The sequence below is a fragment of the Paraburkholderia sp. J11-2 genome (genome assembly GCF_905220185.1).
GTDB lineage: Bacteria > Pseudomonadota > Gammaproteobacteria > Burkholderiales > Burkholderiaceae > Paraburkholderia.
This window is the reverse complement of sequence record NZ_CAJMYY010000004.1, coordinates 134316-159286: the sequence shown is the minus strand read 5'-3', so window position 1 is coordinate 159286 and position 24971 is coordinate 134316. Positions and strand designations below refer to the sequence as shown.

The 24971-nt window shown below is 64.5% G+C and carries 24 protein-coding genes; 10 read left to right on the top strand and 14 right to left on the bottom strand.

Annotated features, from left to right (window positions below; all coding sequences use genetic code 11):
• Positions 1-11: 11 nt before the first annotated feature.
• The 4 genes from U5A57_RS07250 to U5A57_RS07235 form a co-directional block, all read right to left on the bottom strand.
• On the bottom strand, positions 12-533 hold the full coding sequence (locus U5A57_RS07250; RefSeq protein WP_321909445.1) for a PRC-barrel domain-containing protein: 522 nt from the start codon (positions 531-533) through the stop codon (positions 12-14).
• A 249-nt stretch (positions 534-782) separates the two neighbouring features.
• Positions 783-1307 (bottom strand): response regulator, encoded by a 525-nt coding sequence (locus U5A57_RS07245; protein WP_321909444.1) that lies wholly within the window; start codon positions 1305-1307, stop codon positions 783-785.
• Positions 1304-1615 carry a DUF2795 domain-containing protein gene (locus U5A57_RS07240; protein ID WP_321909442.1) on the bottom strand — a complete coding sequence of 104 codons (312 nt, stop codon included), beginning with the start codon at positions 1613-1615 and terminating at the stop codon, positions 1304-1306. Before U5A57_RS07240 ends, U5A57_RS07245 begins: the two co-directional genes overlap by 4 nt.
• Positions 1616-1716: 101 nt before the next feature.
• Positions 1717-2019, bottom strand: coding sequence for an antibiotic biosynthesis monooxygenase (locus U5A57_RS07235; protein WP_321909440.1), 303 nt, complete (start codon positions 2017-2019; stop codon positions 1717-1719).
• A 155-nt stretch (positions 2020-2174) separates the two neighbouring features.
• Here U5A57_RS07235 and U5A57_RS07230 point away from each other — a divergent pair, with 155 nt between their 5' ends.
• Together U5A57_RS07230 and cqsA are read left to right on the top strand one after the other, a co-directional pair.
• Complete coding sequence (locus U5A57_RS07230; RefSeq protein WP_321909439.1) at positions 2175-3344, top strand: GGDEF domain-containing protein; 1170 nt, start codon at positions 2175-2177, stop codon at positions 3342-3344.
• A 607-nt stretch (positions 3345-3951) separates the two neighbouring features.
• The gene (cqsA, locus tag U5A57_RS07225) at positions 3952-5253 is read left to right on the top strand and encodes an alpha-hydroxyketone-type quorum-sensing autoinducer synthase (protein WP_321909438.1); all 1302 of its coding nucleotides are present in this window, start codon (positions 3952-3954) and stop codon (positions 5251-5253) included.
• An 82-nt stretch (positions 5254-5335) separates the two neighbouring features.
• Here cqsA and U5A57_RS07220 read toward each other — a convergent pair whose 3' ends face one another.
• From U5A57_RS07220 to U5A57_RS07205, 4 genes are all read right to left on the bottom strand, one after another.
• The gene (locus U5A57_RS07220; RefSeq protein ID WP_321909436.1) at positions 5336-6361 is read right to left on the bottom strand and encodes a response regulator; all 1026 of its coding nucleotides are present in this window, start codon (positions 6359-6361) and stop codon (positions 5336-5338) included.
• Positions 6358-7719, bottom strand: a complete 1362-nt coding sequence (locus tag U5A57_RS07215; protein ID WP_321909435.1) for a HAMP domain-containing sensor histidine kinase — start codon at positions 7717-7719, stop codon at positions 6358-6360. Before U5A57_RS07215 ends, U5A57_RS07220 begins: the two co-directional genes overlap by 4 nt.
• 276 nt (positions 7720-7995) lie before the next feature.
• Complete coding sequence (locus U5A57_RS07210; RefSeq protein ID WP_321909433.1) at positions 7996-8817, bottom strand: alpha/beta fold hydrolase; 822 nt, start codon at positions 8815-8817, stop codon at positions 7996-7998.
• Positions 8818-8838: 21 nt separating this feature from the next.
• Complete coding sequence (locus U5A57_RS07205; RefSeq protein ID WP_321909431.1) at positions 8839-10452, bottom strand: benzoate-CoA ligase family protein; 1614 nt, start codon at positions 10450-10452, stop codon at positions 8839-8841.
• A 129-nt stretch (positions 10453-10581) separates the two neighbouring features.
• Between U5A57_RS07205 and U5A57_RS07200 the strand changes: the two genes are divergently transcribed.
• The 5 genes from U5A57_RS07200 (at position 10582) to U5A57_RS07180 (ending at position 16730) form a co-directional block, all read left to right on the top strand.
• Positions 10582-11538: a helix-turn-helix transcriptional regulator gene (locus tag U5A57_RS07200; RefSeq protein WP_321909428.1), complete on the top strand. Its 957-nt coding sequence runs from the start codon at positions 10582-10584 to the stop codon at positions 11536-11538.
• A 127-nt stretch (positions 11539-11665) separates the two neighbouring features.
• The gene (gene boxC / locus U5A57_RS07195) at positions 11666-13342 is read left to right on the top strand and encodes a 2,3-epoxybenzoyl-CoA dihydrolase (RefSeq protein WP_321909427.1); all 1677 of its coding nucleotides are present in this window, start codon (positions 11666-11668) and stop codon (positions 13340-13342) included.
• 57 nt (positions 13343-13399) lie between these two features.
• Positions 13400-14827 carry a benzoyl-CoA 2,3-epoxidase subunit BoxB gene (boxB, locus tag U5A57_RS07190; protein WP_321909425.1) on the top strand — a complete coding sequence of 476 codons (1428 nt, stop codon included), beginning with the start codon at positions 13400-13402 and terminating at the stop codon, positions 14825-14827.
• A 52-nt stretch (positions 14828-14879) separates the two neighbouring features.
• Entirely contained in the window at positions 14880-16139 is a 1260-nt protein-coding gene (gene boxA / locus U5A57_RS07185; RefSeq protein WP_321909423.1) for a benzoyl-CoA 2,3-epoxidase subunit BoxA, read from the top strand.
• Positions 16140-16280: 141 nt separating this feature from the next.
• On the top strand, positions 16281-16730 hold the full coding sequence (locus tag U5A57_RS07180) for a PaaI family thioesterase (protein WP_321909422.1): 450 nt from the start codon (positions 16281-16283) through the stop codon (positions 16728-16730).
• 33 nt (positions 16731-16763) lie between these two features.
• On the opposite strand, the gene U5A57_RS07175 is transcribed toward U5A57_RS07180, so the two are convergent.
• Together U5A57_RS07175 and U5A57_RS07170 are read right to left on the bottom strand one after the other, a co-directional pair.
• Positions 16764-17675, bottom strand: coding sequence for a 2-dehydropantoate 2-reductase (locus tag U5A57_RS07175; protein ID WP_321909420.1), 912 nt, complete (start codon positions 17673-17675; stop codon positions 16764-16766).
• Positions 17676-17720: 45 nt separating this feature from the next.
• Entirely contained in the window at positions 17721-18578 is an 858-nt protein-coding gene (locus U5A57_RS07170) for an NADPH-dependent oxidoreductase (protein ID WP_321909419.1), read from the bottom strand.
• A gap of 287 nt (positions 18579-18865) precedes the next feature.
• Here U5A57_RS07170 and U5A57_RS07165 point away from each other — a divergent pair, with 287 nt between their 5' ends.
• The gene (locus U5A57_RS07165) at positions 18866-19726 is read left to right on the top strand and encodes an oxidoreductase (protein WP_321909417.1); all 861 of its coding nucleotides are present in this window, start codon (positions 18866-18868) and stop codon (positions 19724-19726) included.
• Positions 19727-19850: 124 nt separating this feature from the next.
• Here U5A57_RS07165 and U5A57_RS07160 read toward each other — a convergent pair whose 3' ends face one another.
• The 3 genes from U5A57_RS07160 to U5A57_RS07150 form a co-directional block, all read right to left on the bottom strand.
• Positions 19851-20249 carry a DUF3597 domain-containing protein gene (locus U5A57_RS07160; RefSeq protein WP_321909415.1) on the bottom strand — a complete coding sequence of 133 codons (399 nt, stop codon included), beginning with the start codon at positions 20247-20249 and terminating at the stop codon, positions 19851-19853.
• 183 nt (positions 20250-20432) lie between these two features.
• The gene (locus U5A57_RS07155) at positions 20433-21080 is read right to left on the bottom strand and encodes a hypothetical protein (protein ID WP_321909414.1); all 648 of its coding nucleotides are present in this window, start codon (positions 21078-21080) and stop codon (positions 20433-20435) included.
• A gap of 14 nt (positions 21081-21094) precedes the next feature.
• Complete coding sequence (locus U5A57_RS07150) at positions 21095-22489, bottom strand: selenium-binding family protein (protein WP_321909412.1); 1395 nt, start codon at positions 22487-22489, stop codon at positions 21095-21097.
• A gap of 253 nt (positions 22490-22742) precedes the next feature.
• Here U5A57_RS07150 and U5A57_RS07145 point away from each other — a divergent pair, with 253 nt between their 5' ends.
• Complete coding sequence (locus tag U5A57_RS07145) at positions 22743-23078, top strand: DUF4148 domain-containing protein (protein WP_321909410.1); 336 nt, start codon at positions 22743-22745, stop codon at positions 23076-23078.
• A gap of 122 nt (positions 23079-23200) precedes the next feature.
• Here the strand turns inward: U5A57_RS07145 and U5A57_RS07140 are convergent, their stop codons facing one another.
• Positions 23201-23758 carry a helix-turn-helix domain-containing protein gene (locus tag U5A57_RS07140; RefSeq protein ID WP_321909408.1) on the bottom strand — a complete coding sequence of 186 codons (558 nt, stop codon included), beginning with the start codon at positions 23756-23758 and terminating at the stop codon, positions 23201-23203.
• A 110-nt stretch (positions 23759-23868) separates the two neighbouring features.
• Here U5A57_RS07140 and U5A57_RS07135 point away from each other — a divergent pair, with 110 nt between their 5' ends.
• Positions 23869-24657, top strand: a complete 789-nt coding sequence (locus tag U5A57_RS07135; RefSeq protein ID WP_321909406.1) for an SDR family oxidoreductase — start codon at positions 23869-23871, stop codon at positions 24655-24657.
• The last annotated feature ends 314 nt before the right edge of the window (positions 24658-24971 follow it).

Sequence of the window (24971 nt, the reverse complement as noted above, 5' to 3'; positions counted from 1 at the left end):
GAACGCGCGCGTCAGAGCTTCACACCCCCCGCTTGCGGCGGCTCACGCCCTGGCTCGGCGAGCGGCAGGCTCGCGGCGTCGTCGCTCCAGTACGGCTCGCGGCCGTAGTACTGATGCACGGAGCTGGCCCAGGTGCGATCGGCCATCGAAGGCCACTCGCCCTTGTCGAAGCCCGGTGCGTTCTTCACGCGCTCGGAGTTGAGGGCGATCACGAAGCACTTGCGCGACGCGTCGAGCGTGAGAGCGTTCCACGGCACCGCAAGCAGCTTGTCGCCAATGCCGGGAAAGCCGCCGCTCGACATCACCATGTAGGCAATGCGGCCGCTTTCCACGTCGAGCATGATCTCCTTGACCTTGCCGACTTCGTCGCCGTCCGAGCTCAGCACGCGGTCGCTGTCCAGCGTGCTCGCCGCCATCACGTCGGGGCCGGGGCCACGCGTTGCCGCGCGATCGCGGCCGACAATGCGCGCGCCTTCGCCGCTGCGCGGCGTTGAAGCGATTGGGGTTTGCGCTGGGTTTTTCGAATAGGCCATGATGTTCTCCTTGTTCATGATGAAACGCGCATGCCGGGTGTTTCCCGCGCGCGCCCGAAATGGACCGGTCACGCCGGTTCCACAGCATCGGTCATGCCGTGGCGCGCCAGTGCAGGCTATCGCGCAGGTTATCGATCAGGAAACCGAATGAAGCAAGGCCGCGCGAGTGGGCGATTTGCGCGCCGCTGCGCCATGTAAGGCGCTACGACGACGGTAAATCGTTCATGCGGCGCACGAGGCCCGCGCGTATCAGGGCGTGGCGACCCGGTGGAGGATGTCCAGCAATTGCGCAACCGCGAAGGGCTTGCGCAGGAAGCCCGCGACGTCGGCGTCGGGGGGCGGGGTGACGAGCGCGGACACGAGCACGAGCGGCACGCGCGCGAGCTTGCTGCTGCGCCTCATTTCGCGCATGAGGGACAGACCGTCCATGCGCGGCATCATGCAGTCGGAGATCACGACATCGGGAGGGTCGTCGAGCGCGCTTTGCAGCGCATCCGAGCCGTCTGCGGCGGTGCGCACCCGGTAACCCTCCTGCCCGACCAGTTCCTTGAGCGCATCGAGTGCGTTGATGTCGTCGTCGACCAGCAATACGGTAGCCATACGTTTCTTGCGTGAGCGGCCCAGCCGGTTACGGTGGCTGGGCCGTTGTTCTTCGTGATCTTCTTTGCGATCGCGCCGCGGCGGGCCCAAACTATCCTGCGGCCGTCCCATACCGCGCAATTTCCGTTCCCGCGCCGTCGCGCGGGCGGGATTCTTTTCGGCTTCGATCGTCATCGCCGCGGCGCCGCTCCCTGTTGGGCGTGTTGGGCGGCGGATTCACGCAAGCGCAGTTGTGCGGCGACGATGGAGGCCGCGACCTCGGGAAAGCTGCCGAACGCCTCGTCGGGCAACTGGCGAAGGGCTTCGATCACGTCGCGCGGTGCGCCGCGGCTTTCGGCGCTTTCGATCAGCGTGGCTGGGTGCGCAGGCCAGGTGACGCATTCGAGGGCGTGCAGCGCGCGCCCGGTCAGGGCCTTGGCGTTCGAGCGCGCCTCGCCAAGGGTGTCGGCTCGTGTTGCCTCGCAAGCGGAAGCAGGCTTCATCGGCTCCTCCTTCGAAGATCCGATGTTTCCCGCAGGCGCCATTCCTGGCGCCCTTTTGCCTGCCTTTTGCTCGTTGTCTACGCGCGGCTTCCGGCGGACGTTCAAGCGGGAAGTTTGTCGGCAAGCACGTCGGCGCGGCGAATTTGCGGCGGTGTGGCCAGCAGTTCGCCCGCATGCGCCATCAAGGCCGCCGCCACCTTGCCGTTCAGATGCGCTTCACGGCCAGCTTCGTCGTCGAAGGCGTCGAAGATCGCAAACGTCGACGTGTCGAAGCGCACGCCGAACCAGGCCGGCGTGGCGGGTTCCGCGTCGACCAGCGGCTTCGCACCCGCGAGAAATGCCGCCAGTTCCTCTTCCTTGCCGGGCTGCGCATGCAGCTCGACGTACAACGCACGCTGGGTCATGACATGCCTCCTGTTACGTCGTGGCGCTTCAGGCATGGTCGCGGTGTTTCGGGGCGTTCGTCAAGCGTCGGGATGGTGGGGGATAGCGTGGCCCAAGGCGCATGTTTTTCACGATGATGCCGTAAACTCGGACATATCTTCAGACCACGCCGTACATGCTAGATCCGGTCAATATTCTTCTTGTCACGGTGCTTTCGAGCATCATGAGCCTCGCCATTCTCGGCTCGCTGCGGCCTGCGGGTATTCCCGGTGTGGGGCGGTGGATCGGCGCCTATTTGATGGCAAGCGTCGCGATCCTGCTCGCGGGCATGCAACGCCTTGGCTTGCCTGTCCTCACCGTCTTCGTTTCGAATACGTTGCTGGCGCTAGCTGTGGTGCGCATGCTCGAGGGCTGCCGCGAGTTCTTCGGGCTCAAGCCGCGCGTGCCGCTCGCCTACGCGGGAATCGTTGCGCTCGCAACGGGTATTGCGTGGTGGTACTGGGTGACGCCCAGTCTCGGCGCGCGCGTGGCCGTCGCCTCTGCGTTTCATGCGGCCATTTACGTGTCGATCGGTTGGCTCGCATGGCGTTGCCGGCCGCCCGCGCGCCCTGTCTACAGCTACCGGTTCGTGACGCTGGCGGCCTGGCTGGGCGCATTCGCACACGCGCTGCGCGGGGCGATGTACGGCAGCGGCATCGTGAGGCAGTACGGGCTGCTCGACTCCACGCCGCTCAACGTGGCGTGGCTCGCACTCGGCATTCTCGTGTTACCCGCGCTTTCGATCGGCCTGGTTCTGCTCGCGCACGACCGCATGGCCGAGCGGCTCGAGCGCCTCGCGAATCAGGACGAGCTGACCGGCGCGCTCACGCGCCGCGCCTTTCTGGCCCAGGCCAACGCGAAGCTCGAAGCCGCGCGCGAGCAGGGCGAGCAGGTCACGTTCGCGATTCTCGATATCGATCACTTCAAGTCGATCAACGACCGCTACGGACACGCCACAGGCGACCGCGTGCTCGCGCAGTTTTGCCGCGTCGTGAAGAGTGGCGTGCGCGTAGAGGACGTGTTTGGCCGGCTGGGCGGCGAAGAATTCGCGTTGCTCTTTGTTGGCATGACCCGCGACGACGCCGTGAGGCGCCTCGACGAATTGCGCGTGCTGGCCCTCGCCGTGCGGCGCAGCGCCGACGCTCACGCCCGTGAATCCGGGCAGGAGGCGCACGACGGCCTCACGTTCAGTGCGGGCGTGGATGAAGCCCAGATGCAAGACTCGCTCGCCACCTTGATGGCGCGCGCCGACGCCGCGCTCTATGTCGCCAAGTCACGCGGGCGCGACCGCGTCGTGGCCATCTGAAGAGTCTGTCGGTCTCCCTCGGCAGTTTATGCGCAGTGAATCAATGCCCGAATCCTTTCGCGGCGCGACGGGTATTCCTTATCGAAACTCCATGCGCTACGCATAGTTGCGCACCGCGAAGATCTAAACAGCGCTGTTTTTAAACGATAATTATCAATGGCGCGACTGACGTTGCGTGCAGCGTAAAGGCGCTTTCGCTGCATGACGTGCATGGTCCAGGTGGCCTGCGTGGCGCGCCTCAAAAATTTTCGGGCGGGCGTTTCTTCCCTTGTAACCAGTGGCGATCACGCGATGCGGGATTCCTGCGGATATGAAACGCCTGCTCCTGGCGCCCCGCGCCCGCATTGGTTTTCGAATTCGCTCCGCATTCAAGCGCGCTCTGGCGCCGCCGGCCTGGGCACTCCCTGGTTCCCCGCCGCGCGCCGCGACTCACGCGCTCGCCAGTCATTGCATTACCCACATTCAAAAGTCCGTTGCCGCAACGCGCACGTCAGGCCTCATCGCGCGTGTCGTTGCGCTGCGGGCACATTACGGGCCTGCCTCCCGGTATCCATCCTGACCAGACAAGTCGCTTCCGGGGGCAGGCTTTAACCACAAGGAGCCTGAGATGAAAGTTGGCAGCAACTGGCGTAACGCACATAACAACGACGCGGCATTGCCCGCATTCCTCGCAGCACGTGTCGATCGTTACTACACCGAGCGCGTGCAGGAGAGCTGGGCCGGGGGCCACATCATGAAGGGTCGTGTTGCCGATGCTGATGCCTTGCACCTTTCGAGTAACGACTACCTTTCGATTGCGCGCCACCCCGAGATTCTCGATGCAATGTGCACGAGCATCCGCTCGGAGGGCAACGGGCTCTTGATGTCGGGCGTGTTCCTGCACGGCGACGACTGCCCGCAACTCACGCTCGAAGACCGCTTCGCGTCATACATGGGCGCCGAAGCGAGTGTGTTGTGCCAGTCGGGTTTTGCTGCGAACACGGGGCTGATTCAGTCGATCGCCAATGCGCAAACGCCGGTGTACGTCGACATGATGGCGCACATGTCGCTGTGGGAGGGCATACGCAGCGCTGGTGCGCGCGCGATCAGTTTCTTCCACAACGATGTCGAACACCTCGAGCAGCGCATTCAGCGCTACGGGGCCGGGATCGTGATTGTCGACTCCGTGTACAGCACGAACGGCAGCGTGGCGCCGCTCACTGCCATTGCCGAGGTGTGCGCCGAGCACGACTGCGTGCTGGTCGTCGACGAGTCGCATTCGCTCGGCACGCACGGCCCGCACGGCGCAGGCATGGTGGCCGAACTCGGGCTCATCGACCGCGTGCATTTCCGCACGGCCAGTCTCGCCAAGGCGTTTGCCGGGCGCGCGGGCATCATTAGTTGTTCGCGGCGCTTCCAGGAGTATTTCAAGTGCGAGGCGCTGCCGGCGATTTTCAGCTCGACGCTGCTGCCGCATGAGACGGCGGGCCTCGCGGCGACACTCGACGTGATCGAGCGCGAAGATTGGCGGCGCACGCGCGTTGCGGCCAACGCGCGTTACGTACGCGGGCGGCTTGCCGAACTCGGCTACAACCTGAACGGCAGCGAAACGCAGATCATCGCGCTCGAAGCCGGGCCGGAGCCGCAGACGATCTTGCTGCGCGACGCGCTCGAAGCGCGCGGCATTTTTGGTTCGGTGTTCTGCGCGCCCGCCACGGCGCAGAACCGCTCGCTCGTGCGGCTCTCACTCAATGCGGCGCTGTGCGAGGAGGAACTGGAGCGGCTCGTGGAGGTGTGCGCGGAGATTCGCGATGAGGTGCAGATGTGGAACTGGCCGTCTACGCGCCGCAACGAGCGCAACGCGGGCCGTGCGCGCGTGCGTGTGCCGCAGGCTGTGGTGAATATGCCGATGGTGGCCGTGGCGGCCTGAGCATGCGTGCAGCGAGGCGGCGATAGCGTGGGGGCACCCGATTTACGGCCTGCGGAAAACTTACCGCATTCGGTGCCGTAAATCAGGGTGAGTCCCACGCCGCCTGGATCTCGCGGTCGAGCTGGTCGAGATGCCGGTCGTAGGGCAGCACGTTGTCGAGCGCAAGCCCCGCCGGCTTCTTCACCACGGCGTAGAGATAGCGCCGGTCGCCGTGAAATTCCGATGCGGGGTGCATATACGGCTGCCATTCCGCACACTGCGCCGGGTAATAGCCTTCCGTGCGCCAGAAATAGGGCAGGCTGCGGCGGCTGTCGAGCTCCGCGAGAAAGCTTGCGGGCGCACCTTGTTCGACCGCGATTTCGCGCACGCCGCGCAGCGATTCGTCGGTGTGAATGACGAGCAGGTATGCCGTGCCGACCCCGTCGAACATCAGGAGTCCGTGCGGTTGGTACGAGAGATAGTGCTCGACGATGCCCAATGAATCGGCAATGCCTTTCACGTGCGCGGCGAGCGCATGATCCTTGAGGAAGGCATATTCGGAAACGGCGAGTGCTTCGAGCACCGTGCTGCAGCAGCGGTCGAAATACGCGCGCTGCATATCGCCGATCGCCTGGTTCAGCGTTTCCACGGCATCGACTTCATGCTTGCGGATGAAGCGGTCGATCAGCCCTTCGTTGAAGCTTTTCACCGCCACGTGCTCGTCGGCCTTGCCGGTCAGCACGATTTTCCTGATCGACGGGTCGGTAATCCGGCGGCAAAACTCCATGCCGTTGAGTTCGGGCATGTCGTAGTCGACGACCACGACCGATACCGACTCGAAGCGCGACGCGTTATGTACGAGACTACGTATCGCGTCGACGCGCATGGCGATGACCTGGTGCGCATCGTTTTCTTCGGTGCGGTCCAGATACGGGCTGAAGATGGGCTCAGCGGCCCGGTTCGGCCCGGCACGGCCATTGAGAAACTTCAGCGCCTCGCTGGGCGAGCTGAACAGGCGGAAGGCCAGGTCGGGGTCGAGTTGCAGGCTCAGGTTCGAAAGGAACGCGGCGCTGTCGTCGACGAAGGCGACGGTGGTCGGGTAGGAGAACGGCTGAATGGCTTTCGTCATGGCGCAGGGAATGTCAAAACGAACTCGGTATATTCGCCTTTTACGGAAGAGCAGGTAATTGCTCCACCCATCGCTTGCATGACATCGCGGCAGAATGCCAGCCCGATTCCTGCTCCGAGCGTCACGTCATCGGTGGCGGTTGTCGAAGTATAAAAGCGCGTGAAGATGTGCGGCAATACCTCAGGGGAAATACCGGTGCCCGTATCGCTGAAAATCAAACGATTGGCCCGTTGCCCTGATTCAAGACGAATAGAAATCTGCGCGCCGTCGATGCTGCCCATGTGCCGGAAGGCATTTTTGAGCAGATTGAAGAGCACGTGAACGGTAAGCATTTCAGATCCGTGGAATTCGAAATCGGGGCGCAGATTGCAGATTACCCGACGCCGGTCGCCTTCGCGAAACGGAAAACGCGCAAGCGCGGTTTCCACGCAATGCACGATCGAGCACGTTGTTGCGTTTTGCATGTTGCCGCCTGTGAAGCGCGCCGTGGCGAGCAGCATGTCGATGATCGCGTTCGAATGCAGGGCTTCCTGTTCAATGCGGCCAACCACGCCTTGCAGCGAATGCAGATGCGCCACGCGTATTTTGGGCACGGGCAAGCGGCTGCGCTGGGCGAGCTGATAGGTGTCGAGCAGCGCGGGTAAATAGCGCATGAGGCCTGCGGCGCCCACGCGGATCGCCACGAGCGGGGTGCGCAGTTCGTGCGCCACGCTGCCTGCCGTAGCCAGCATGGCGCGCTCCTGTTCGATCTGAATGCGGTCCTGATCGTAATTGGCCACGGCGCCGATCGCCACCGCGAACGAAAAGATCGCCAGATGGGTGAGGTAGTTCGGCCCCAGCACGACGGGGTACGTGGTGAGGCAGTACGCGATCACCGCGAGGCTGATGCCCACAAGGAACTGCAGCACGAGCATGAGCCAGTCGAGCAGCAGCACCATCACGAACGCCGCGATCAGCGCGCTCTCCACCCACACTTCGTTGCCGTTGTTCTTGAGCAGCATGAACGTGAAAAAGAACGGCAATGCGTAGAGCGTGCAGAAGTACCAGTACCACGGCAGCAGCTTTTTCAGCGCGGCAGGCCAGCGCTCGAACGCCAGAATCGGCACAAAGAGAAGAGAGCCGATCAGGCGCAGCGTGAGATTTTCATACGGCTGAGGAAAGAGGTCTTTCCAGACGTAGTAGTAAAGCGGAAAGCCCACGCTAGCCACGACGGCGAGCGGGCGCATGCGGCGCTTCACGTATTGCAGGTTGCGCAGCGCGGGCGCGAAGGCGCGCACGAAGCGCGGACGCATCGACGCCCAGGCTCGCCTCAGTCGCACCGAGGTTCTTGAAACGTTCATCAGAATGGAATCGCTCATCGTTCTGGCCGGCGCGCGCGGTCCGGCCGGTCTTCTTGCGTCTCGCTTTTTTGGTGCCCCGTGCTTCTGTTTTCCCGCCGGAGGTCTCGCGTGGTCGGACCCCGTCTCCACCCGGCAAAGAAAGACAATATCACCAAAGGATTGCAGCGATGAGGCGTGTTTGGCCCCTGGATGGACTTCGATGCGGTACCGGAGGAGGTTTGTTATGCGCTGCGCATCGATTCGCCTCATTTTAGAGGCATTCGACGGGCGCTCGGGCGCGCCTCTGTGCGGCCTTCAGGCCGCTGGCTTGCGTTGGGCGGAAATGAACTGCTCGATTGCGTCGTCCAGCGGCTGCGGCGCGTCGCGATGCGGAGAATGGCCGCCGTGTGCTAGCGCGTGCACGCGTGCGTGCGGCACGGCCGCGCCAATCGCTTCGACCTGCGCCATGGTGCCGTAGTGGTCGTCCACGGCCTGTACGGCGAGCAATGGTGCACGAATCGATGCAAGATCGCCGACGATATTCCAGGCCCGGAAGGCGGGATCGAGCCAGATGTCGTTCCAGCCGTAGAACGCGGAATCGACATCGTCGTGATAGCGCGCGAGCTTTTCGCGCAGGCGGGTCGTTTCGTACGCAACCTTCGCCTCGGCTATGCTTTCGACGGATATCGCTTCGACGAAGACGTGCGGCGCGATTGCCACCGCGCCATCGAGCGCTTCGGGAAAAGCGGCGGCATAGAGCAGCTCGATGGAGGCGCCGTCGCTATGACCGATCAGCCACATGCGCGTGCGTTCGGCTGCGCTGATGCCGAGTGCGTCGAGCAGGGCGGGCAAGACCTCGCGCGCCTGCTGGGTCATGAAATCGACTGGCCATTTCACGTGAGGCGCGCGCGGCGTGGAGCGCCCGTAACCCGGACGCGAATAAACGAGCCCGCGCATGCCGAGGCGCTCGCAAAGCGCGGCGGGCCAATCCTTCCACATCGCGATCGAGCCGAGACCTTCGTGCAGGAACACGGCGAGCGGCGCTTCGCCATCTGCCGCGCCGATCCAGCGATATTCAATGCGCAGCGCATCGTGCGTATGCGTGGCGGGGAGGTCGGCAAATTCGCTTTCGTTCATGGTGCTTGTCACGTGTCGCTGTCACGACTGAAACTGCTGGCGCAGCCGGAAACGCTGGATTTTACCGGTCGCCGTTTTCGGCAGATCGTCGACGAACAGAATGTCGCGCGGATACTTGTGCGGCGCAAGCCGCGTCTTGACGAACGCCTTCAACTGCTCGGCCAGTGCTTCATGCGAGGTGTCCGCTGCCGCCTGCTTGAGGACGACGAACGCGCAGGTTTTCACGAGCCCGCCCTGATCGACGCCGATCACGGCGGCTTCGAGCACGGCGTCGTGCTGCATGAGCACCATTTCGACTTCGATGGGCGAAACGTACTGGCCGCTCACCTTGAGCATGTCGTCGCTGCGGCCCGCGTAGACATAGGCGCCGCCTGGCAGGCGCCGGTACTTGTCGCCGCTTCTCACCCAGTCGCCGAGAAAGGTCGCGCGCGACTTTTCGCGATTGCACCAGTACATCACGGCCGCGCTCGGCCCGCGGATGAAGAGGTCGCCGATCTCGCCGTCGGGCACGAGCGCGCCGGTCTCGTCGCGCAGTTCGAGTTCGTAGCCGGGCACGGGGCGGCCCGTGGTGCCGTATTCCACGTCGCCTGGCCGGTTCGAGAGGAAGATGTGCAGCATTTCCGTGGAGCCGAGGCCATCGAGAATGTCGCTGCCGAAGTGGTCCCTGAAGCGCTCGCCCAGTTCGCGCGGCAGCGCCTCGCCCGCGGAGGTGCACACGCGCAGCGCGACATCGGCGCGTGCGGGGAGGTTGGGCGAGACCATCATGCTCGCATAGAGCGTGGGCACGCCGTAGAACACCGTGGGCCGATGCTGCACGAGGCGTGCGAATACGGCGTTGGCGGTGGGGCGTTCGGCCATCAGGATCGTGGTCGCGCCAACCGACAGGGGAAACGATAGACCGTTGCCGAGTCCATAGGCGAAGAACAGCTTGGCCGCCGAAAACACGATGTCGCTTTCGCGTATGCCGAGAATGGGCTTCGCGTAAGTCTCGACGGTCCAGTAGAGGTTGGCGTGCGTATGCACCGTGCCTTTGGGCTTTCCCGTCGATCCCGAGGAGTAGAGCCAGAACGCGATGTCGTCGCAGCCCGTTTGCGCGGCGCGCGGGGCGGGCTCGGCGCGCGCGATCAGATCGGCGAGGACCGCTAATGGTTCATCTGAAGCGGGCTGTGGAGCGGGTTGTGAAGCGGGCTGCGAAGCGATTAACTGGCAGTCCTCACATTGTGCTTCGGCGAGCGCGGCGCTCACCGCTGGCAGCACCGCGCCCGATGCGATGACCACGCGCGCGCGGCTGTGCGTGAGCATATACACGTAGTCGGCCGGCGTGAGCAGCGTATTGACGACCACCGGGACGATTCCCGCATAGAGCGCGCCGAGAAAGGCAATGGGCAACTCGATGGTGTCGAGCATCACGAGCAGAACACGTTCTTCGGTGTGAACGCCGAGCGCGCGCATGGCGGCCGCGAAGCGGCGAGCCTGCGTTTCGAGTTCGCCGTAGCTCAGCGTGAGCGCGTCGTCGATATAAGCGGTCTTCGCGGCGCGTGCCGCATTGAGCGAGAACAGGTGCGTGGCGAAGTTGAATTGCGCGGGCGGCGGCACAGCCGCGGCGTGTTCTGGCGACGCTGCATGGATTTGCACGGTGGTGTCTCCGCTCTGTCTGCCACGATCGGATTTGTCGTCGTTCGACCTTTTCGCGGAAAATTAGCGGTTAGCAAAATGCATGTCAAGCACTATAGTACATAAACGCGGGTTCAGAGATTCCCTAAGATGAAGCAAACTTACATTGCCGAGCTTCCAGCGGATGCCGCCGACGACGCCGCGCGCGGCGAACGCGCCGAACGCGATCCGTTCCTGACTGCCATGGGTGAGCGCGTGCGCATGCTGCGCGCGCGGCGCGGCATGACGCGCAAGACGCTGGCGGCGGAAACCGGGCTCTCGGAGCGGCATCTGGCGAATCTGGAGTCCGGGGTGGGGAATGCCTCCGTGCTGGTGCTGCGGCAGATCGCGAACACGCTGAACTGCCCGCTCGCCGAGGTCATCGGCGACGTCACGACCTCGTCGGCGGAATGGCTCCTGATCCGCGAGCTGCTGCAGGGGCGCGACCCGGCTGCCTTGCAGCGCGCGCGCGTGGCGCTCGCCGAGATGTTCTCGCAAACCAGCGCCGATCCGCATCGCAACGAACGTATCGCACTCGTCGGCCTGCGCGGTGCAGGCAAGTCCACACTGGGGCGCATGCTCGCGCAGGAGCTGAAAGTGCCGTTCGTCGAACTGACGCGGGTGATCGAACAGCTGGCGGGCTGTCCGCCGTCGGAGATCCATTCGCTGTATGGCGCAAGCGCCTATCGCCGCTACGAGCATCGGGCGCTGGAGGCCGTGGTCGCGGAGCACCCGCGCGCCGTGATCGCCTCGCCGGGCGGTCTCGTTTCCGAGCCGGCCACCTTTAATGTGCTGCTCGCGCATTGCTTCACCGTCTGGCTGCAGGCCGCGCCCGAAGAGCACATGCGTCGCGTCGTGGCGCAGGGCGACCTGCGCCCCATGTCGGGCAATTCGGGCAACAGCGAGGCGATGGACGACCTCAAACGCATCCTGGCGGGCCGCAGCGAACTGTATGGCCGCGCCGACATGAGCTTCGACACCAGCGAAAAGACGCTCGCCGACGCCTACCTGCAACTGCGTGACCGGCTCGCCGCCCGCCTGGCCGCCGAGGCGCCGCGCATCGAGTAACTGGCGGCCGCGCACTGCGATGTTGCGGGTTAACCCCTTAACATGCATTAAAATGCATTGATGTGCTTTACATGAGCATTCCATTGCACTATCGTTGATTGAAACGAAGTGCAGAAAGGAGACGCTCATGGCCGCAGTCGAAACCGCCGTCGCCCCGCAACGGGTCGATTACCGCACCGAGCCTTCGCAGTACCGGCACTGGAAGCTGACGTTCGACGGCGCCGTGGCGACGCTTGGCATGGACATCGCCGAGGATGGCGGCATTCGCGACGGCTACAAGCTGAAGCTGAATTCATACGACCTCGGCGTCGATATCGAACTGCACGATGCACTCCAGCGCATCCGCTTCGAGCATCCGGAAGTGCGTACCGTCGTGCTGACCAGCCTGAAAGACCGCGTGTTCTGCTCGGGCGCCAATATCTTCATGCTCGGCCTTTCCACCCATGCGTGGAAGGTCAACTTCTGCAAGTTCACCAACGAAACGCGCAACGGCATGGAAGATTCGTCGCGTCATTCGGGCCTGAAGTTCATTGCGGCCGTGAACGGCGCCTGCGCCGGCGGCGGCTATGAGCTGGCGCTCGCCTGCGACGAGATCATGCTCGTGGACGACCGGTCCTCCTCGGTCGCGCTGCCGGAAGTGCCGCTGCTTGGCGTGCTGCCCGGCACGGGCGGCCTCACGCGTCTGACCGACAAGCGCAAGGTGCGCCACGACCGTGCCGACATCTTCTGCACCGTGGTGGAAGGCATACGCGGCGAACGCGCGAAAGCCTGGCGCCTCGTGGATGAAGTCGTGAAGCCGAACCAGTTCGGCCACGCCGTGCAGGCGCGCGCGCTCGAACTTGCGGCCGCGAGTGACCGGCCAGCGGGTGCGCAAGGCATTGCGCTTACGCGTATCGAACGTGTGGAGCACGATAGTGGCCTGAGCTACGCAACCGTCGAAATTACGATCGACCGCGCGAAGCGCACCGCGACGTTTACCGCGAAAGCGCCCGTCACAGCACCTGCTTCGGACATCGAATCAATCGTCGAGGCCGGCGCGAAGTGGTGGCCACTGCAGTTCGCGCGTGAACTGGACGACGCGATTCTCTGCATGCGCACGAACGAACTCGACATCGGCACGTGGATCCTCAAGACCGAAGGCGACGCGCGCACCGTGCTCGCCGCCGACGCCGCGCTGCTCGCGCACCGCGACCACTGGTTAGTGCGCGAGACCATCGGCATGTTGCGCCGCACGCTGGCGCGCATCGATGTGTCTTCGCGTTCGCTGTTCGCGTTGATCGAACCTGGCTCGTGTTTCGCCGGCACCTTTGCCGAACTCGCATTCGCCGCCGACCGTACGTACATGGCCGCGCTGCCCGCGAACGAAGACGAAGAACCGGCCATCACGCTCTCGGAAGCGAATTTTGGCCTTTATCCCATGGTCACGCATCAATCGCGTCTCGCGCGGCGTTTCTATGAGGAAACCGAACCGCTCGATGCCGTGCGCGAAAAGATTGGCGAAGCGGTCAAGCCGGTCGAGGCGGAGCGCCTTGGCCTCGTGACGGCCTCGCCCGACGACATCGACTGGCCCGACGAAATCCGTCTCGCGCTGGAAGAGCGCGCGGTCATGTCGCCTGACGCGCTCACGGGTCTCGAAGCGAACCTGCGCTTCAACGGCCCGGAGACGATGGAAACGCGCATCTTCGGGCGGCTCTCCGCGTGGCAGAACTGGATCTTCAACCGGCCCAACGCCGTGGGCGAGAAGGGCGCGCTCAAGGTGTACGGCAAGGGCAGCAAGGCGCAGTTCGACGTCGCCCGCGTCTAAGATCCGCATCCGCCGCCGCGTTTGCCGCGTCCGTCGAATTTGCTGGAAGGAACCGCAATGTCCACGATCAATTACAGCGAAAAGATTCCGAACAACGTCAACCTGGCCGACGATCGCGCGCTGCAGCGCGCCCTCGAGCAATGGCAGCCGAACTTCCTCTCGTGGTGGGGCGACATGGGCCCCGACGGTTCGCACGGCTACGACGTCTATCTGCGCACGGCGGTGAGCGTCGACGCGGGCGGCTGGGCGCACTTCGACCATGTGAAAATGCCCGATTACCGCTGGGGCATCTTCCTCACGCCGGGCGAAGCGGATCGCAAGATCCATTTCGGCGCGCACAAGGGCGAGGCCGCGTGGCAGGACGTGCCGGGCGAGCACCGCGCGAATCTGCGCCGCATCATCGTTACGCAAGGCGACACGGAGCCCGCCTCCGTCGAGCAGCAGCGTCATCTCGGCCTCACGGCGCCTTCCATGTACGACCTTCGCAACCTGTTCCAGGTGAACGTGGAAGAAGGCCGGCACCTGTGGGCGATGGTGTATCTGCTGCATCGCTACTTCGGACGCGATGGTCGTGAGGAAGCCGAAGCGTTGCTCGATCGCCGTTCGGGCGACGACGACAACCCGCGCATCCTCGGCGCGTTCAACGAGAAAACGCCTGACTGGCTGGCGTTTTTCATGTTCACGTATTTCACCGACCGCGACGGCAAGTTCCAGCTTTCTGCGCTTTCCGAATCCGGCTTCGACCCGCTCGCGCGCACGACGAAATTCATGCTGACCGAAGAAGCGCATCACATGTTCGTCGGCGAATCGGGCATCTCGCGTGTCGTGCAACGCACCGCTCAGGTCATGAACGAACTGAAGACCGACGACGTGAAGCGCCTGCGCGCCGCGGGCGTGATCGACCTCGAAACGATTCAGCGCTACCTGAATTTCCACTATTCGGTGACGATCGATCTGTTCGGCGCCGACCACTCGTCGAACGCCGCGACGTTCTACAGCTCGGGCCTGAAGGGCCGCTACGAAGAGACCAAGCGAGACGACGACCACCAGCTCGAAGGCCAGCAATACCGCCTGCTCGACGTGCAGGACGGCAAGCTCGTGGAGCGCGAGGTGCCGATGCTCAATGCGATGAACGAAGTGCTGCGCGACGACTACATCAAGGACTCGATTGCGGGCGTGAACCGCTGGAACAAGGTGCTGGAAAAGGCGGGCATCGACGCCCGGCTCACGGTGCCGCACAAGGCGTTCAACCGCCAGATCGGCACCTTTGCGGGCGTGCGTGTTTCGCCGGACGGCCGCGTGATTGGCGAGGCCGAATGGGCTGCGAACGAAGCGAAATGGCTGCCCACCGCGGAAGACCGCGCCTATGTCGCCTCGCTCATGGGCCGCGTGACCGAGCCCGGCAAGTTCGCCAACTGGATCGCGCCGCCGGCCATGGGCATCAACCGGCAGCCCATCGATTTCGAATACGTGCGCTTTAACTGAGGAGCGCGGCGGCGCGTAGCGACGCATTCGCGCGCCGCGATGGGAGACAATCATGAACGGTCCGCTACCCGTGGAAATTCTCAGGCAACATCTGATCGATCCTGAGATCTGCATACGCTGCAATACGTGCGAGGAAACGTGTCCCATCGACGCGATCACGCACGACGGCACCAACTATGTGGTGAAGGCCGACGTCTGCAACGCCTGCATGGCCTGCGTGCCGCCATGTCCGACCGGCGCGATCGACAACTGGCGCAACGTGCTCAAGGCCGAGGCGTACTCCATTGACGAGCAGTTCACGTGGGACGAACTGCCTGCGCAGAATCCATCGGTCGGTGCGCCGGCCGCAGCACAAGAATCAGGCGATGCGGCAAGCGTTGCACAAGCGGCGCCGAATGCCGCCGATGTGCCCGTCGGCGGCTCCGACATGGTGCGCGGCTCGACCGTGCCGCCGTGGTCGGCGGCGCGCCCCTATGTCCAGCTCTACACGCACAAGGCGCCGACCACGGCGACCGTGGTCGGCAACTATCGCCTCACCGACGACGCGACCGAAAGCGACATCCATCACATCGTGCTCGATTTCGGCGCCATGCCGTTCCCGGTGCTGGAAGGCCAGTCTATCGGCATCTTGCCGCCGGGCGCGACCCTGGAAGGCCGGACCCATCATGCGCGCCAGTATTCGATTGCGAGTCCGCGCGACGGCGAGCGTCCTGGTTATAACAACGTCTCGCTCACGGTGAAGCGCGTGACGCGCGATCACAGTGGCAACGCAACGGATGGCGTGTGCTCGAACTATCTCTGCGACCTGAAGAAGGGCGACGTGGTGACCGTGATCGGGCCGTTCGGCAATACCTTTCTGATGCCGAACCATCCGAATTCGCATCTGTTGATGATCTGCACGGGCACCGGCTCCGCGCCCATGCGCGCGATGACCGAATATCGCCGCCGCCGCAGGCTCAAGGGCGCGACTGGCAAGCTCATGCTCTTTTTCGGCGCGCGCACGCAGCAGGAATTGCCGTACTTCGGACCCCTGATGAATCTGCCGAAAGATTTCATCGACACGAATCTCGCCTTTTCACGCACGCCGGGCCAGCCCAGGCGCTATGTGCAGGACGCCATGCGCGAGCGCGCCGTGGATGTTGCGCAGTTGCTCAAGGACGGCAACACGCATGTTTATGTCTGCGGGTTGAAGGGCATGGAGGACGGCGTGCTGCAGGCGCTTCAGGAGATTGCCGAGACGCACGGCATGGGCTGGGAGGCCTTGTGGGACCGTCTCAAACGCGAAGGGCGGCTGCATCTCGAGACGTATTGAAACGTTCGAATGCAATGAATCGAGGCCTGAATCGAAACACGTAAAGAGCCAGCGATAGTTTAAGCACGATCGTTCGAAAAGCGTTACGATGGCGAAGCGCAAAGGCGCGCGCACTCGCGCGCCATCGTTGGAGACGCCTGAATGAACCTCGTTGCTGAAATGCCTGCCGGCCTGACCGGCGTCGAACAGTTGCAGCACATGCTGCATGGAAGCCGTGGCCCGGCCATTGGCGAAACGCTTGGCTTCAGGCTGGTCGAAGTCGAAGAGGGCCGCGTAGTGTTCGAAGGCACGCCCGGTCTGCACGTGTACAACCCCATCGGCACGGTGCACGGCGGCTATGCCGCCACGCTGCTCGATTCCGCGTGCGGTTGCGCCGCGCACTCGCGGCTCGGCACGAATCAGGGCTACACCACGCTCGAGTTGAAGGTCGCGTACCACCGGCCCATGACCGCCGATACCGGCCCGGTGCGTGCGGAAGGGCGTGTGCTGAGCATTGGCCGCCGCGCCGCCTTCACAGAGGCCAGCATCACGGATGCGCAGGGCAAGCTCTACGCATCCGCGACTTCCACCTTGCTCGTGTTCGACCGCTAACGCATTACGAGCATGACGACCGGCGCACGGGGGCTAGATCGCCGCGCGCGCCTTGTCCTCGATGAGTCGTACGAGCGTTTGCAGCATACGGTTCGCAGGCGTAGGCACGCCAAGCGCCGCGCCGCGCTTCACGACGTAGCCATTGAGGTGATCGATCTCGCTGAGCTTGCCGCGTGCGAGATCCTGCGCCGTGGACGAGTACTGGCCGGGCATGGTCTGCGCGATGCGCGGCACTGCGCTGTCGATGTCCGGCGGCAGCGTCACGCCGTCGGCCTGAGCAACGGCCACGCATTCGCCGACGATGTCGTGCATCGTCTCGCTCACGCCCGCGCCTTTCACGAGACGCCCATAGGGCAATTGCGTGATTGCCGAGAGCGCGTTGTACGCGCAGTTCACGATTAGCTTCGCCCACAGCGCGCCGCGTACATTGGGCGAGATTTCGGTGGGCACGCCCGCGTCGATGAGCGTGCGCGCGGTGGCGTCGCTCGCGCGTGAAGGTTCGATCACCAGTTCGCCGCGCCCGTGATGGCGCACGTGGCCGGGCCCCGCCATCTCCGTGGCGACATAGACCACCGCGGCCGCCACGTCCTGCGGGATCACGGTGCGCAGGCGCTCCGCGTTATCCGCGCCGTTCTGCAGCGTGAGCACGAGCGTGTCGGCGCGCAAATGCGGTTTGATCGCCGCGCCTGCGTTCTCGGTGTCGGTCGACTTTACGCAGAACAGCACGAGGTCGGCGCCCGCCACCGCGGAGGCTTCGGTACTGGCCGTGAGATGCGGCGCGCCGATGCGCTCGTCGAACTGCTGCGCTTCGACGCGTAGCCCGTCGCGCGTCATGGCCTCGACGTGCTGGGGCCGGCCGATCAAGACCACATCGTGTCCCGCGCGCGCGAGCATGCCGCCGAAAAAGCAGCCTACTGCGCCCGCGCCCATGACGGCGACTTTCATTTGCGTTTCTCCTGTGTGGCGTACGGACTACGTCGTCTGTGATGTTCAGCGCAGCTCGAAGCCGAGCGCGTTGAGCGCGTCGCGCAAGCGGTCGCGGCCGTGCAGCGACTCGCGGCTGCGCCAGCGCGCGAGCGAGCGCACGGTCCAGCCCGCCGCGCTCAGTCCCTGGGCGGTCTGGAAGCCGCCCATGACTTCGTCGTACTGCGCAATGGCCGCTGCTTGCGAGGGCGCGTCGTATTGTTCGCGGTGGAGTACGACCTCCTGCGGCAAGCGCGGTTTCACATCCGCGGGGCGCGTTTCGTCGGGATAGCCCACGCACAGGCCGAACACCGGGAGCACGCGCGGTGGCAGGCCCAGTTCCGCGGCCACCTGCTCAGGCTGATTGCGGATGCCGCCGATATACACCGCGCTCATGCCGAGCGATTCGAGCGCGACCACGGCGTTTTGCGCGGCAAGCGCCGCATCGATCATGCCGACGACCAGCGTCTCCATGTAGTGCAGACCTTCGACGCTCGCCCCGCCGCGCGCGCCCGCCGCTTCGAGGCGCGAGAGGTCGGCGAGCCACACGAGAAAGAGCGGTGCTGCGCGAACATGCGACTGGCCGCCCGCAAGCTCGGCGAGGCGCGCCTTGCGCTCGGGGTTCTCGATGGCAACCACGCTCCACGTCTGCAGGTTCGACGAGGTCGAGGCCGATTGTGCCGCTGCGATCAACGTTTCGAGCGTGCCTTCAGGCAGCGGACGGTCCGCGTAATTGCGCACCGAGCGATGCGCGAGCAGCGTGTCGAGCGTAGCGTTCCAGTCCGGCAGCGGCGCGGACCACGGCGTGCCGTAGCGCGCTTCGAGGGCGCGCATGGCATCGGCGATTTCGGCAGTGGGGTGCGCGGGCGTGGTGACGGTGGACATCGGGTTTCTTCTCCGGCAGGTGACGGTTGAATCGGGCGCGCTGTAATGCGCTGTAATCGACAGCTGCGATCGATCGCGGCGCCAAGCGCCGTATGGTACATGGCTCGCGCGATTGGCGCAGGCGTTCACCGGCGCGCTCTCAAGCGCTGGGGCGCGCCAGCAGAGTTCGCGCGTGACCGGTATCATCTGGATCTGCGCATGCGCTCGCCCAGGGCGGCGGCCGCCATCTTCTGCTTTCCCCCTGTCTTCGGCAGCCTTGTCTGCCCCTTCTTCCGGGAGGCTATCCCATGTCCGTTGATTCCCAGAATGCAACGCCCGTCTGGTTCGTGACCGGCTGTTCGACCGGCTTTGGCCGCGAGCTTGCGCGTGCCGTGCTCGCGCGCGGCTGGCGCTGCGTGGCGAGCGCGCGCAACAAGGCCTCGCTCGACGATCTCGCGCCCGAGGCCGGCGATCGCCTGCTGCCCGTTTCGCTCGACGTGACCGACGCCGCGCAAATCGACGCCGCCGTCGCGGCCGCGCACAAGCAGTTCGGCGCGGTCGATGTGCTCGTCAACAACGCGGGCTACGGCTACCAGAGTTCGATCGAAGAGGGCGAGGAGCACGCGATCCGCGCGCAATTCGACGCCAACGTGTTCGGCCTGTTCGCACTCACGCGCGCGGTGCTGCCGGGCATGCGCGCGCGCCGCAAGGGACACGTCATCAACATTACGTCGGTGGCGGGGCTCGCGGGCTTTCCGGGTTCCGGATACTACGCGGCCTCAAAGCACGCCGTGGAAGGGTTCTCCGATTCGCTGCTGGCGGAAGCCGGGCCGCTTGGCATCAAGGTGACCTGCGTGGAGCCTGGGCCGTTTCGCACGGACTGGGCAGGCCGCTCCCTCGTGCAGACGCCGAACCGTATCGACGACTATGCCGAAACGGCAGGCGCGCGCATGAAGCGCACGGCGGAAGGCAGCGGGCATCAACCCGGCGATCCGGTACGCGCGGCGCAGGCGATGATACGCATCACAGAAGTCGAAAAGCCGCCGCGGCATCTCGTGCTGGGCGCATTCGGCGTGGATGCGGTGGCGAACCGCTTGCGCGCGGCGCTTGCCGATATCGAGGCATGGCGCGACTTGAGCCTTGGCACGGATTTTCCGGCGGGCAGTTGAGGCGCTCGGGGTTCACAACGGCCCGCATGGCAGCGCCGCGATCGCTCAGCGTTCGCAGCAACGACGCCGGTTCATGCGGGCAGGCCCGGCGTGAGTCATCACGCCCGGGCCTGCCGGTATGGCATTAGCCGCCCAGATCCGCCGGCAGCTTGCCGCCATTTGCGGCCAGCGCTGCCATGACTTGCCCATGCAGCCATACGTTCATGCTGGCCGAGTCGTTCATGTCCCCGGTGTACTTGAGTTCCTGCGCCAGTTGCTTGCGATGCTCAAGGCTGCTGTCCACACCCAACGCCTTCATCGTGTCCACGATGGACGTGCGCCAGTTGAGCGTCTGCCCGCTTTCCGCAACGAGTTGATCCATCACCGCCGCAACGTCGACATCGGCCAGCGGCGCGGGCGCCGGTGCTGCTTCCGGAGTGGCGGCCTGAGCCGCCGGATCAGGAGTCGGCTCGGCAGCGGGCGGGGCCGCATCGGGTTTGGCCTTGTGAAACAGCTTGTTGACGATGTCACCGAAGATACTCATTTCTCTCTCCTTTGGTTCAGGGGTTGGCGTGTTGGCAAACAAGGCACCCACGCGAATCGCGCAGCGACCTGCCGGCAAGTATCGCGCAGTTCGCGCAGGCACAGTTTCAGGAAAGGTCAAGGATGTGCGGGCACTGTCCAACCGCAAACAGACGATGCCGCCCCGGGAATTTGAATCAACGACTCACGCCGTCGCGATCATCAACGTGCCAGTCGCCACGAGCGCTCCGCGCCAGAGCCAGTCGAAATTGATCCAGCCCCGCCGCAACACGCCAAGGCCGAGATACTCGTAGGCAAGCAGCGCGATGGCCGCCGTGGTGGCGAGCGTCGTGACCGTATGCAGTGCGGTGAACGCAAACGAAAGCGCGAGCGGGTTCGCAAGGCCCGCTGTGCCGCCCGCGCCCGTGCCTGCGCACAGCGGCAGCATGGCGGGCATCAGCATGAGTCCCGCGCCGTGCAGCGTGGCCATCAACGCGGACCATGCCGCAAGCCCGGCAAAGCCCACGGTCATCCCCACGCGCACGCGGTGCCGGTGCCCATACGCGTGTTGCCAGGCGGCCCATGCGATGAGTAGCGCACCGAGCCCCCAATGCAGCGCGGCAACCGGCAGGTGCGCGCCCAGCGCTGCCGTGGAACTCGTGAACAGCAGAATGGATGCTGCATGACCGAGCGCGATAGGCGGCAACGCGAACAGCAGCGCCGCGCGGCTTCCGCGCTGCAGACCGAGCGCGGTTGCGAAGAGCCAACCCATCGCCGGGTTCACACCGTGAAAGACGCCGCTGCCCACTACGGCTGCCCAGGCGCCCCAGTGTGTGCCAAAGACTTCCTCCATACGACGCTCCGCGCTTATGGGTAGCAGTACGAATCAGATGAGCAATCGCCGCCTTCGAGCCGCATCTGGTGCGGCCGGTGCGACTTCGGCCATTCGACAAAGAAGCGCTCGTCGAACTCGAGGCCGCCGTCGGGCGCGGCGTCGAGTTTCACCATCCAGCCGTCGATGCCTTCGGGATAGAACTGCCCGTCGATCGCACCATACAACGAGTTGCTGAAATAGACGCGCCGGCCGTCGCGGCTCGCTTCCACCATTTGCGGTCCGCCGTTGAGCTTGCGCCCGGGCGCGAAGGGGTGCGCCGCTTGCGCCGCAATGCCGCCGATGCGCACGCACCCCGTCAGACGCGCATTCTCCGGGTCCGACACATCGTATTGCCGCAAATCCCCCGTTCCCCAGCATGACGCGTAGAGAAAGCGGTCGTCGAGCGAGAGCGCGATATCGGTGACGAGCGGCGGCACCGCCGCAAAGCCCTTGAGCATGGGCGGCAGATGTTCGGGATCGGCCGGCTCGGCCGGAATTTCGATGATCTTGCGTGCGGCCCACTGGTCGCCGTCGAGATACCACTGCCAGATCGAGGCCGAGAGGTCCTTCAGGCTGATCACGGAATTCACGAAGCCGTAGGGTCGCGTGGGGTTGTGCGCGGGGCGCAGCTCGAACACGAGCTGGTTTTCTGCGCCGAAGTCGAGCACCTGCTTGTGCTGGCGCGTGTGCAGATCCCAGAAGTGCAGGCGATGGCCATACTGGCCGCCGAGCAGCACTTCGGGCACGAGGCCGTTCTCGAAGTCCGCAGGCAGGCCCCATTCGCTCGTCACGAGCGTGTCATAACCGAGGTGCCACCAGCCGTCGTAGGCGAGCTGTTGCGGGCCGCGGTCGATCTCCCACTGGCCGAGAATGTCGAAGCTCTCGTGGTCCATCAGAAAGACGCCGCCGGGCGCCTCGCCCTGCGCGTTCGCAAGCGACGTCACATAAATGCCTTCCGGCCCGCAATGCACGGTGTGGGGCCGTGTATAGCCCGCGCGCTGCGCGACGCTCTCGGGTTCGTGCACGCGTGCGATATGGGGGCGACGTGCATCGGGCTTCGTGTCGACAATATGAATGCGCGAGGAGCGTATCCCAGGCACGATGAGATAGCGGCGCTCGGTATGCGCGTGAGGGGCGTTGGGGCACAGACACGAACTGCAGGCATTCCAGCCGAAGTGATGGAGCTCGTCGCCGACATTGGGCATCGGCAGCCGGTGCACGATGCGCCCGAATTCCGGTGAACGCGGGTCCAGATCGACCACATCGAGCGAATCGGGCACGCTGCGCGTGGGGTCGAAACTGGCGACGTACGCCAGTGTCTCCGGTGGGGCGTCGCCAGCCATGCGCGCAGACGGGTAGAAGGTCGGGTCCGGTTGCCATGTCGCCATTGCTGCCTCCTCATCGAAGATTCGGAAGAGTCCCTATCATGCATCAGAGTGGAACAGTGCGTTGCACACGTGCTCCATATTCCAAACGAATAGAAGCTTATGCATTTGAGCAATGAGAGTGGATTATCTGCCCTGAGAGAATAGTAAATTCGCGTTTGCGGCATTTATTCGCAAGGCCAACGTTCCTAGACTTGTACTCAACGGATGCAGACAAGCTGCTGCGCCGATTCGACCAAGTTACTGGAGGTGAGTCATGAGAACGCTAATCAAGGCCGTTGCGATCGCTGCTGTGCTTGCAGCGCCGGCCATTTCATTTGCGCAGTCGCAAGGCACCAATGGCCCTGTGACGCGCGCCCAGGTGCGCAGTGAGCTCGTGCAACTCGAAGCGGCGGGTTATCGTCCTTCGACGAACGATCTGAATTACCCCAATGATCTGCAACGCGCCCAGGCGCGCGTGAACGCGCAAAACGGCGCAGCCGTTGCGCAGGCAACCGGTTACGGTCCGGCCACGAGCGGCTCTTCGGAAAGCGGCTCGCGTACCGATGGTGCAGTGAGCAGCTATTCGCCGCCGGTGTATAACGCGCATTGAGTTTGACTGCGGGACGAAGCCGATTCGTGCCGCATAGCGACTATCAGCCCGCAACGGCGCGAACGCGCAAGGCGGGCTGATTCACTTCTCGCCTGCTTGCACAACACCGGCGGGGGCCCCTTTCAGTCACGCGGTGCTTCACGCTCGCCAATCCAGGCGCGCGTGGACTTGAGGATCTCGTTCGATAGCGCGGGATCGTCGCACAAGCGCGCAAGCACCACCGCGCCCACCATCGCGGCCCAGCCGCCTATCGCCGCCTGGCGCGCCGCTGCGGCATCCACGCCATTCACGCCCGCGCTCAAGCGCTCAATTTGGCGCTCGAGTCCTGCCGCCATGACGGCGCGCGCCTCGGGCGTTTGCCGTGCCGTTTCAGCGGCGAGCGCCGCAGTCGGACAGCCGCCCGCTACGTTGTCGCGATGCTGGGCCGAGAGATAGCGCGACGCATAGCGCGCCAGACCGGTATCGCCGCCTTCGCCCTGTGCGAAGACGTGGGCGAGCGTTTGCGCGATCAATTCGTCCTTCGACTTGAAGTAGCCGTAGAACCCGCCGTGCGTGAGCCCGGCGGCGCTCATCACATCCGCGACGGTCACCGCATCGTAGCCGTGCTCGCGAAAGAGCCGGCCGGCAGCTTCCAGGATCTGCTGGCGATTGATCTCCACCTGTTCGCGACTGACCCTCATTGTTCTCTCCGCTTTCCTTCGATCGACGCTTGACATTATACATGATGGTCATCATGATTCCATTTACATGATGTTCATCATGTAAATGGAATCCCCAAGGAGAAGTTTCGATGTCTGCTAAACCTGCTGTCCTGATCACTGGCGCATCCACGGGCATCGGCGCCGTGTACGCCGACCGTTTCGCCAAGCGCGGTCATGACCTCGTGCTGGTGGCGCGCGATCGCGCCCGCATGGAAGACCTCGCGGCGCGCCTGCGCGAGCGCGATGGCGTGAACGTGGAAATCGTTCGCGCCGATCTGGCCTCGCATGCGGACCTTGCACTGCTGGAGGCACGCCTCGCGGAAGACTCACGCATCGGCGTGCTGATCAATAACGCAGGTGCGAGCCTGCCGGGCACGTTCGTCGAGCAGGGCCCGGAAGCAGTGGGCGGCCTCATCGGCCTGAACGTCACGGCGGTTGCACGCCTCGCCTCGGCGGTCGCGCCGCGTTTTGCGCGCGAAGGCAAGGGGGCGATCGTGAACGTCGGTTCGGTCATCGGTCTTGCGCCCGAGTTTCGTTCGAGCGTGTATGGCGCGACGAAGGCATTCGTGCTGTATTTTTCGCAGTCGTTGAATCTGGAACTTGGCGCGAAAGGCGTGTACGTTCAGGCCGTCGTGCCTGGCGCCACCCGCACCGAAATCTGGGAGCGCTCCGGCAAGGACGTCAACGCATTGCCGGCCGTGATGGAAGTGGGCGATCTCGTCGACGCGGCGCTCGTGGGCTATGACCGGCGCGAGACGGTGACGATCCCGCCGCTGCCCGATGCGCAGCAGTGGGACGACTACGAAGCCGCCCGGTCTGCGATGTTCGCAAACTTTGGCCAATCGAAGCCGGCGGCGCGCTATCGCGAAGCCATGTAGTCCGATGTATTGCGAGCGGCCACCGGCCGCTCGCGTTTCACGGCGCGGCTGCGGGGCGCGGTAATCTCCTCGGCGCGCCTTCTCTGCGCATCATCGCCACACATTCGCCCGATCTCCCACCGGCTCGCGTTCGCAAGCCAGGCTAGCGTATTGCACGCGGTCCTCCCTCCGCCGTAGCCCTTTCGAAAATTCAGCGGTTTCCGATATCGCCGGTTGGCAGGTCGCGGCATGCTGCGCGTTCGGCGCGAGCCGCTTGCGCAAGCGCGCGGCCGGCCATTCCTGGCGCGTAAGCGTGCGGCGCCCTGTACCATTCA

Bases quoted from the DNA above. Each gene is read 5' to 3' on its own strand.
- U5A57_RS07250 (WP_321909445.1), bottom strand. From the start codon at position 533: ATGGCCTATTCGAAAAACCCAGCGCAAACCCCAATCGCTTCAACGCCG.
- U5A57_RS07245 (WP_321909444.1), bottom strand. From the start codon at position 1,307: ATGACGATCGAAGCCGAAAAGAATCCCGCCCGCGCGACGGCGCGGGAA.
- U5A57_RS07240 (WP_321909442.1), bottom strand. From the start codon at position 1,615: ATGAAGCCTGCTTCCGCTTGCGAGGCAACACGAGCCGACACCCTTGGC.
- U5A57_RS07235 (WP_321909440.1), bottom strand. From the start codon at position 2,019: ATGACCCAGCGTGCGTTGTACGTCGAGCTGCATGCGCAGCCCGGCAAG.
- U5A57_RS07230 (WP_321909439.1), top strand. From the start codon at position 2,175: ATGCTAGATCCGGTCAATATTCTTCTTGTCACGGTGCTTTCGAGCATC.
- cqsA (WP_321909438.1), top strand. From the start codon at position 3,952: ATGAAAGTTGGCAGCAACTGGCGTAACGCACATAACAACGACGCGGCA.
- U5A57_RS07220 (WP_321909436.1), bottom strand. From the start codon at position 6,361: ATGACGAAAGCCATTCAGCCGTTCTCCTACCCGACCACCGTCGCCTTC.
- U5A57_RS07215 (WP_321909435.1), bottom strand. From the start codon at position 7,719: ATGAGCGATTCCATTCTGATGAACGTTTCAAGAACCTCGGTGCGACTG.
- U5A57_RS07210 (WP_321909433.1), bottom strand. From the start codon at position 8,817: ATGAACGAAAGCGAATTTGCCGACCTCCCCGCCACGCATACGCACGAT.
- U5A57_RS07200 (WP_321909428.1), top strand. From the start codon at position 10,582: ATGAAGCAAACTTACATTGCCGAGCTTCCAGCGGATGCCGCCGACGAC.
- boxC (WP_321909427.1), top strand. From the start codon at position 11,666: ATGGCCGCAGTCGAAACCGCCGTCGCCCCGCAACGGGTCGATTACCGC.
- boxB (WP_321909425.1), top strand. From the start codon at position 13,400: ATGTCCACGATCAATTACAGCGAAAAGATTCCGAACAACGTCAACCTG.
- boxA (WP_321909423.1), top strand. From the start codon at position 14,880: ATGAACGGTCCGCTACCCGTGGAAATTCTCAGGCAACATCTGATCGAT.
- U5A57_RS07180 (WP_321909422.1), top strand. From the start codon at position 16,281: ATGAACCTCGTTGCTGAAATGCCTGCCGGCCTGACCGGCGTCGAACAG.
- U5A57_RS07175 (WP_321909420.1), bottom strand. From the start codon at position 17,675: ATGAAAGTCGCCGTCATGGGCGCGGGCGCAGTAGGCTGCTTTTTCGGC.
- U5A57_RS07170 (WP_321909419.1), bottom strand. From the start codon at position 18,578: ATGTCCACCGTCACCACGCCCGCGCACCCCACTGCCGAAATCGCCGAT.
- U5A57_RS07165 (WP_321909417.1), top strand. From the start codon at position 18,866: ATGTCCGTTGATTCCCAGAATGCAACGCCCGTCTGGTTCGTGACCGGC.
- U5A57_RS07160 (WP_321909415.1), bottom strand. From the start codon at position 20,249: ATGAGTATCTTCGGTGACATCGTCAACAAGCTGTTTCACAAGGCCAAA.
- U5A57_RS07155 (WP_321909414.1), bottom strand. From the start codon at position 21,080: ATGGAGGAAGTCTTTGGCACACACTGGGGCGCCTGGGCAGCCGTAGTG.
- U5A57_RS07150 (WP_321909412.1), bottom strand. From the start codon at position 22,489: ATGGCGACATGGCAACCGGACCCGACCTTCTACCCGTCTGCGCGCATG.
- U5A57_RS07145 (WP_321909410.1), top strand. From the start codon at position 22,743: ATGAGAACGCTAATCAAGGCCGTTGCGATCGCTGCTGTGCTTGCAGCG.
- U5A57_RS07140 (WP_321909408.1), bottom strand. From the start codon at position 23,758: ATGAGGGTCAGTCGCGAACAGGTGGAGATCAATCGCCAGCAGATCCTG.
- U5A57_RS07135 (WP_321909406.1), top strand. From the start codon at position 23,869: ATGTCTGCTAAACCTGCTGTCCTGATCACTGGCGCATCCACGGGCATC.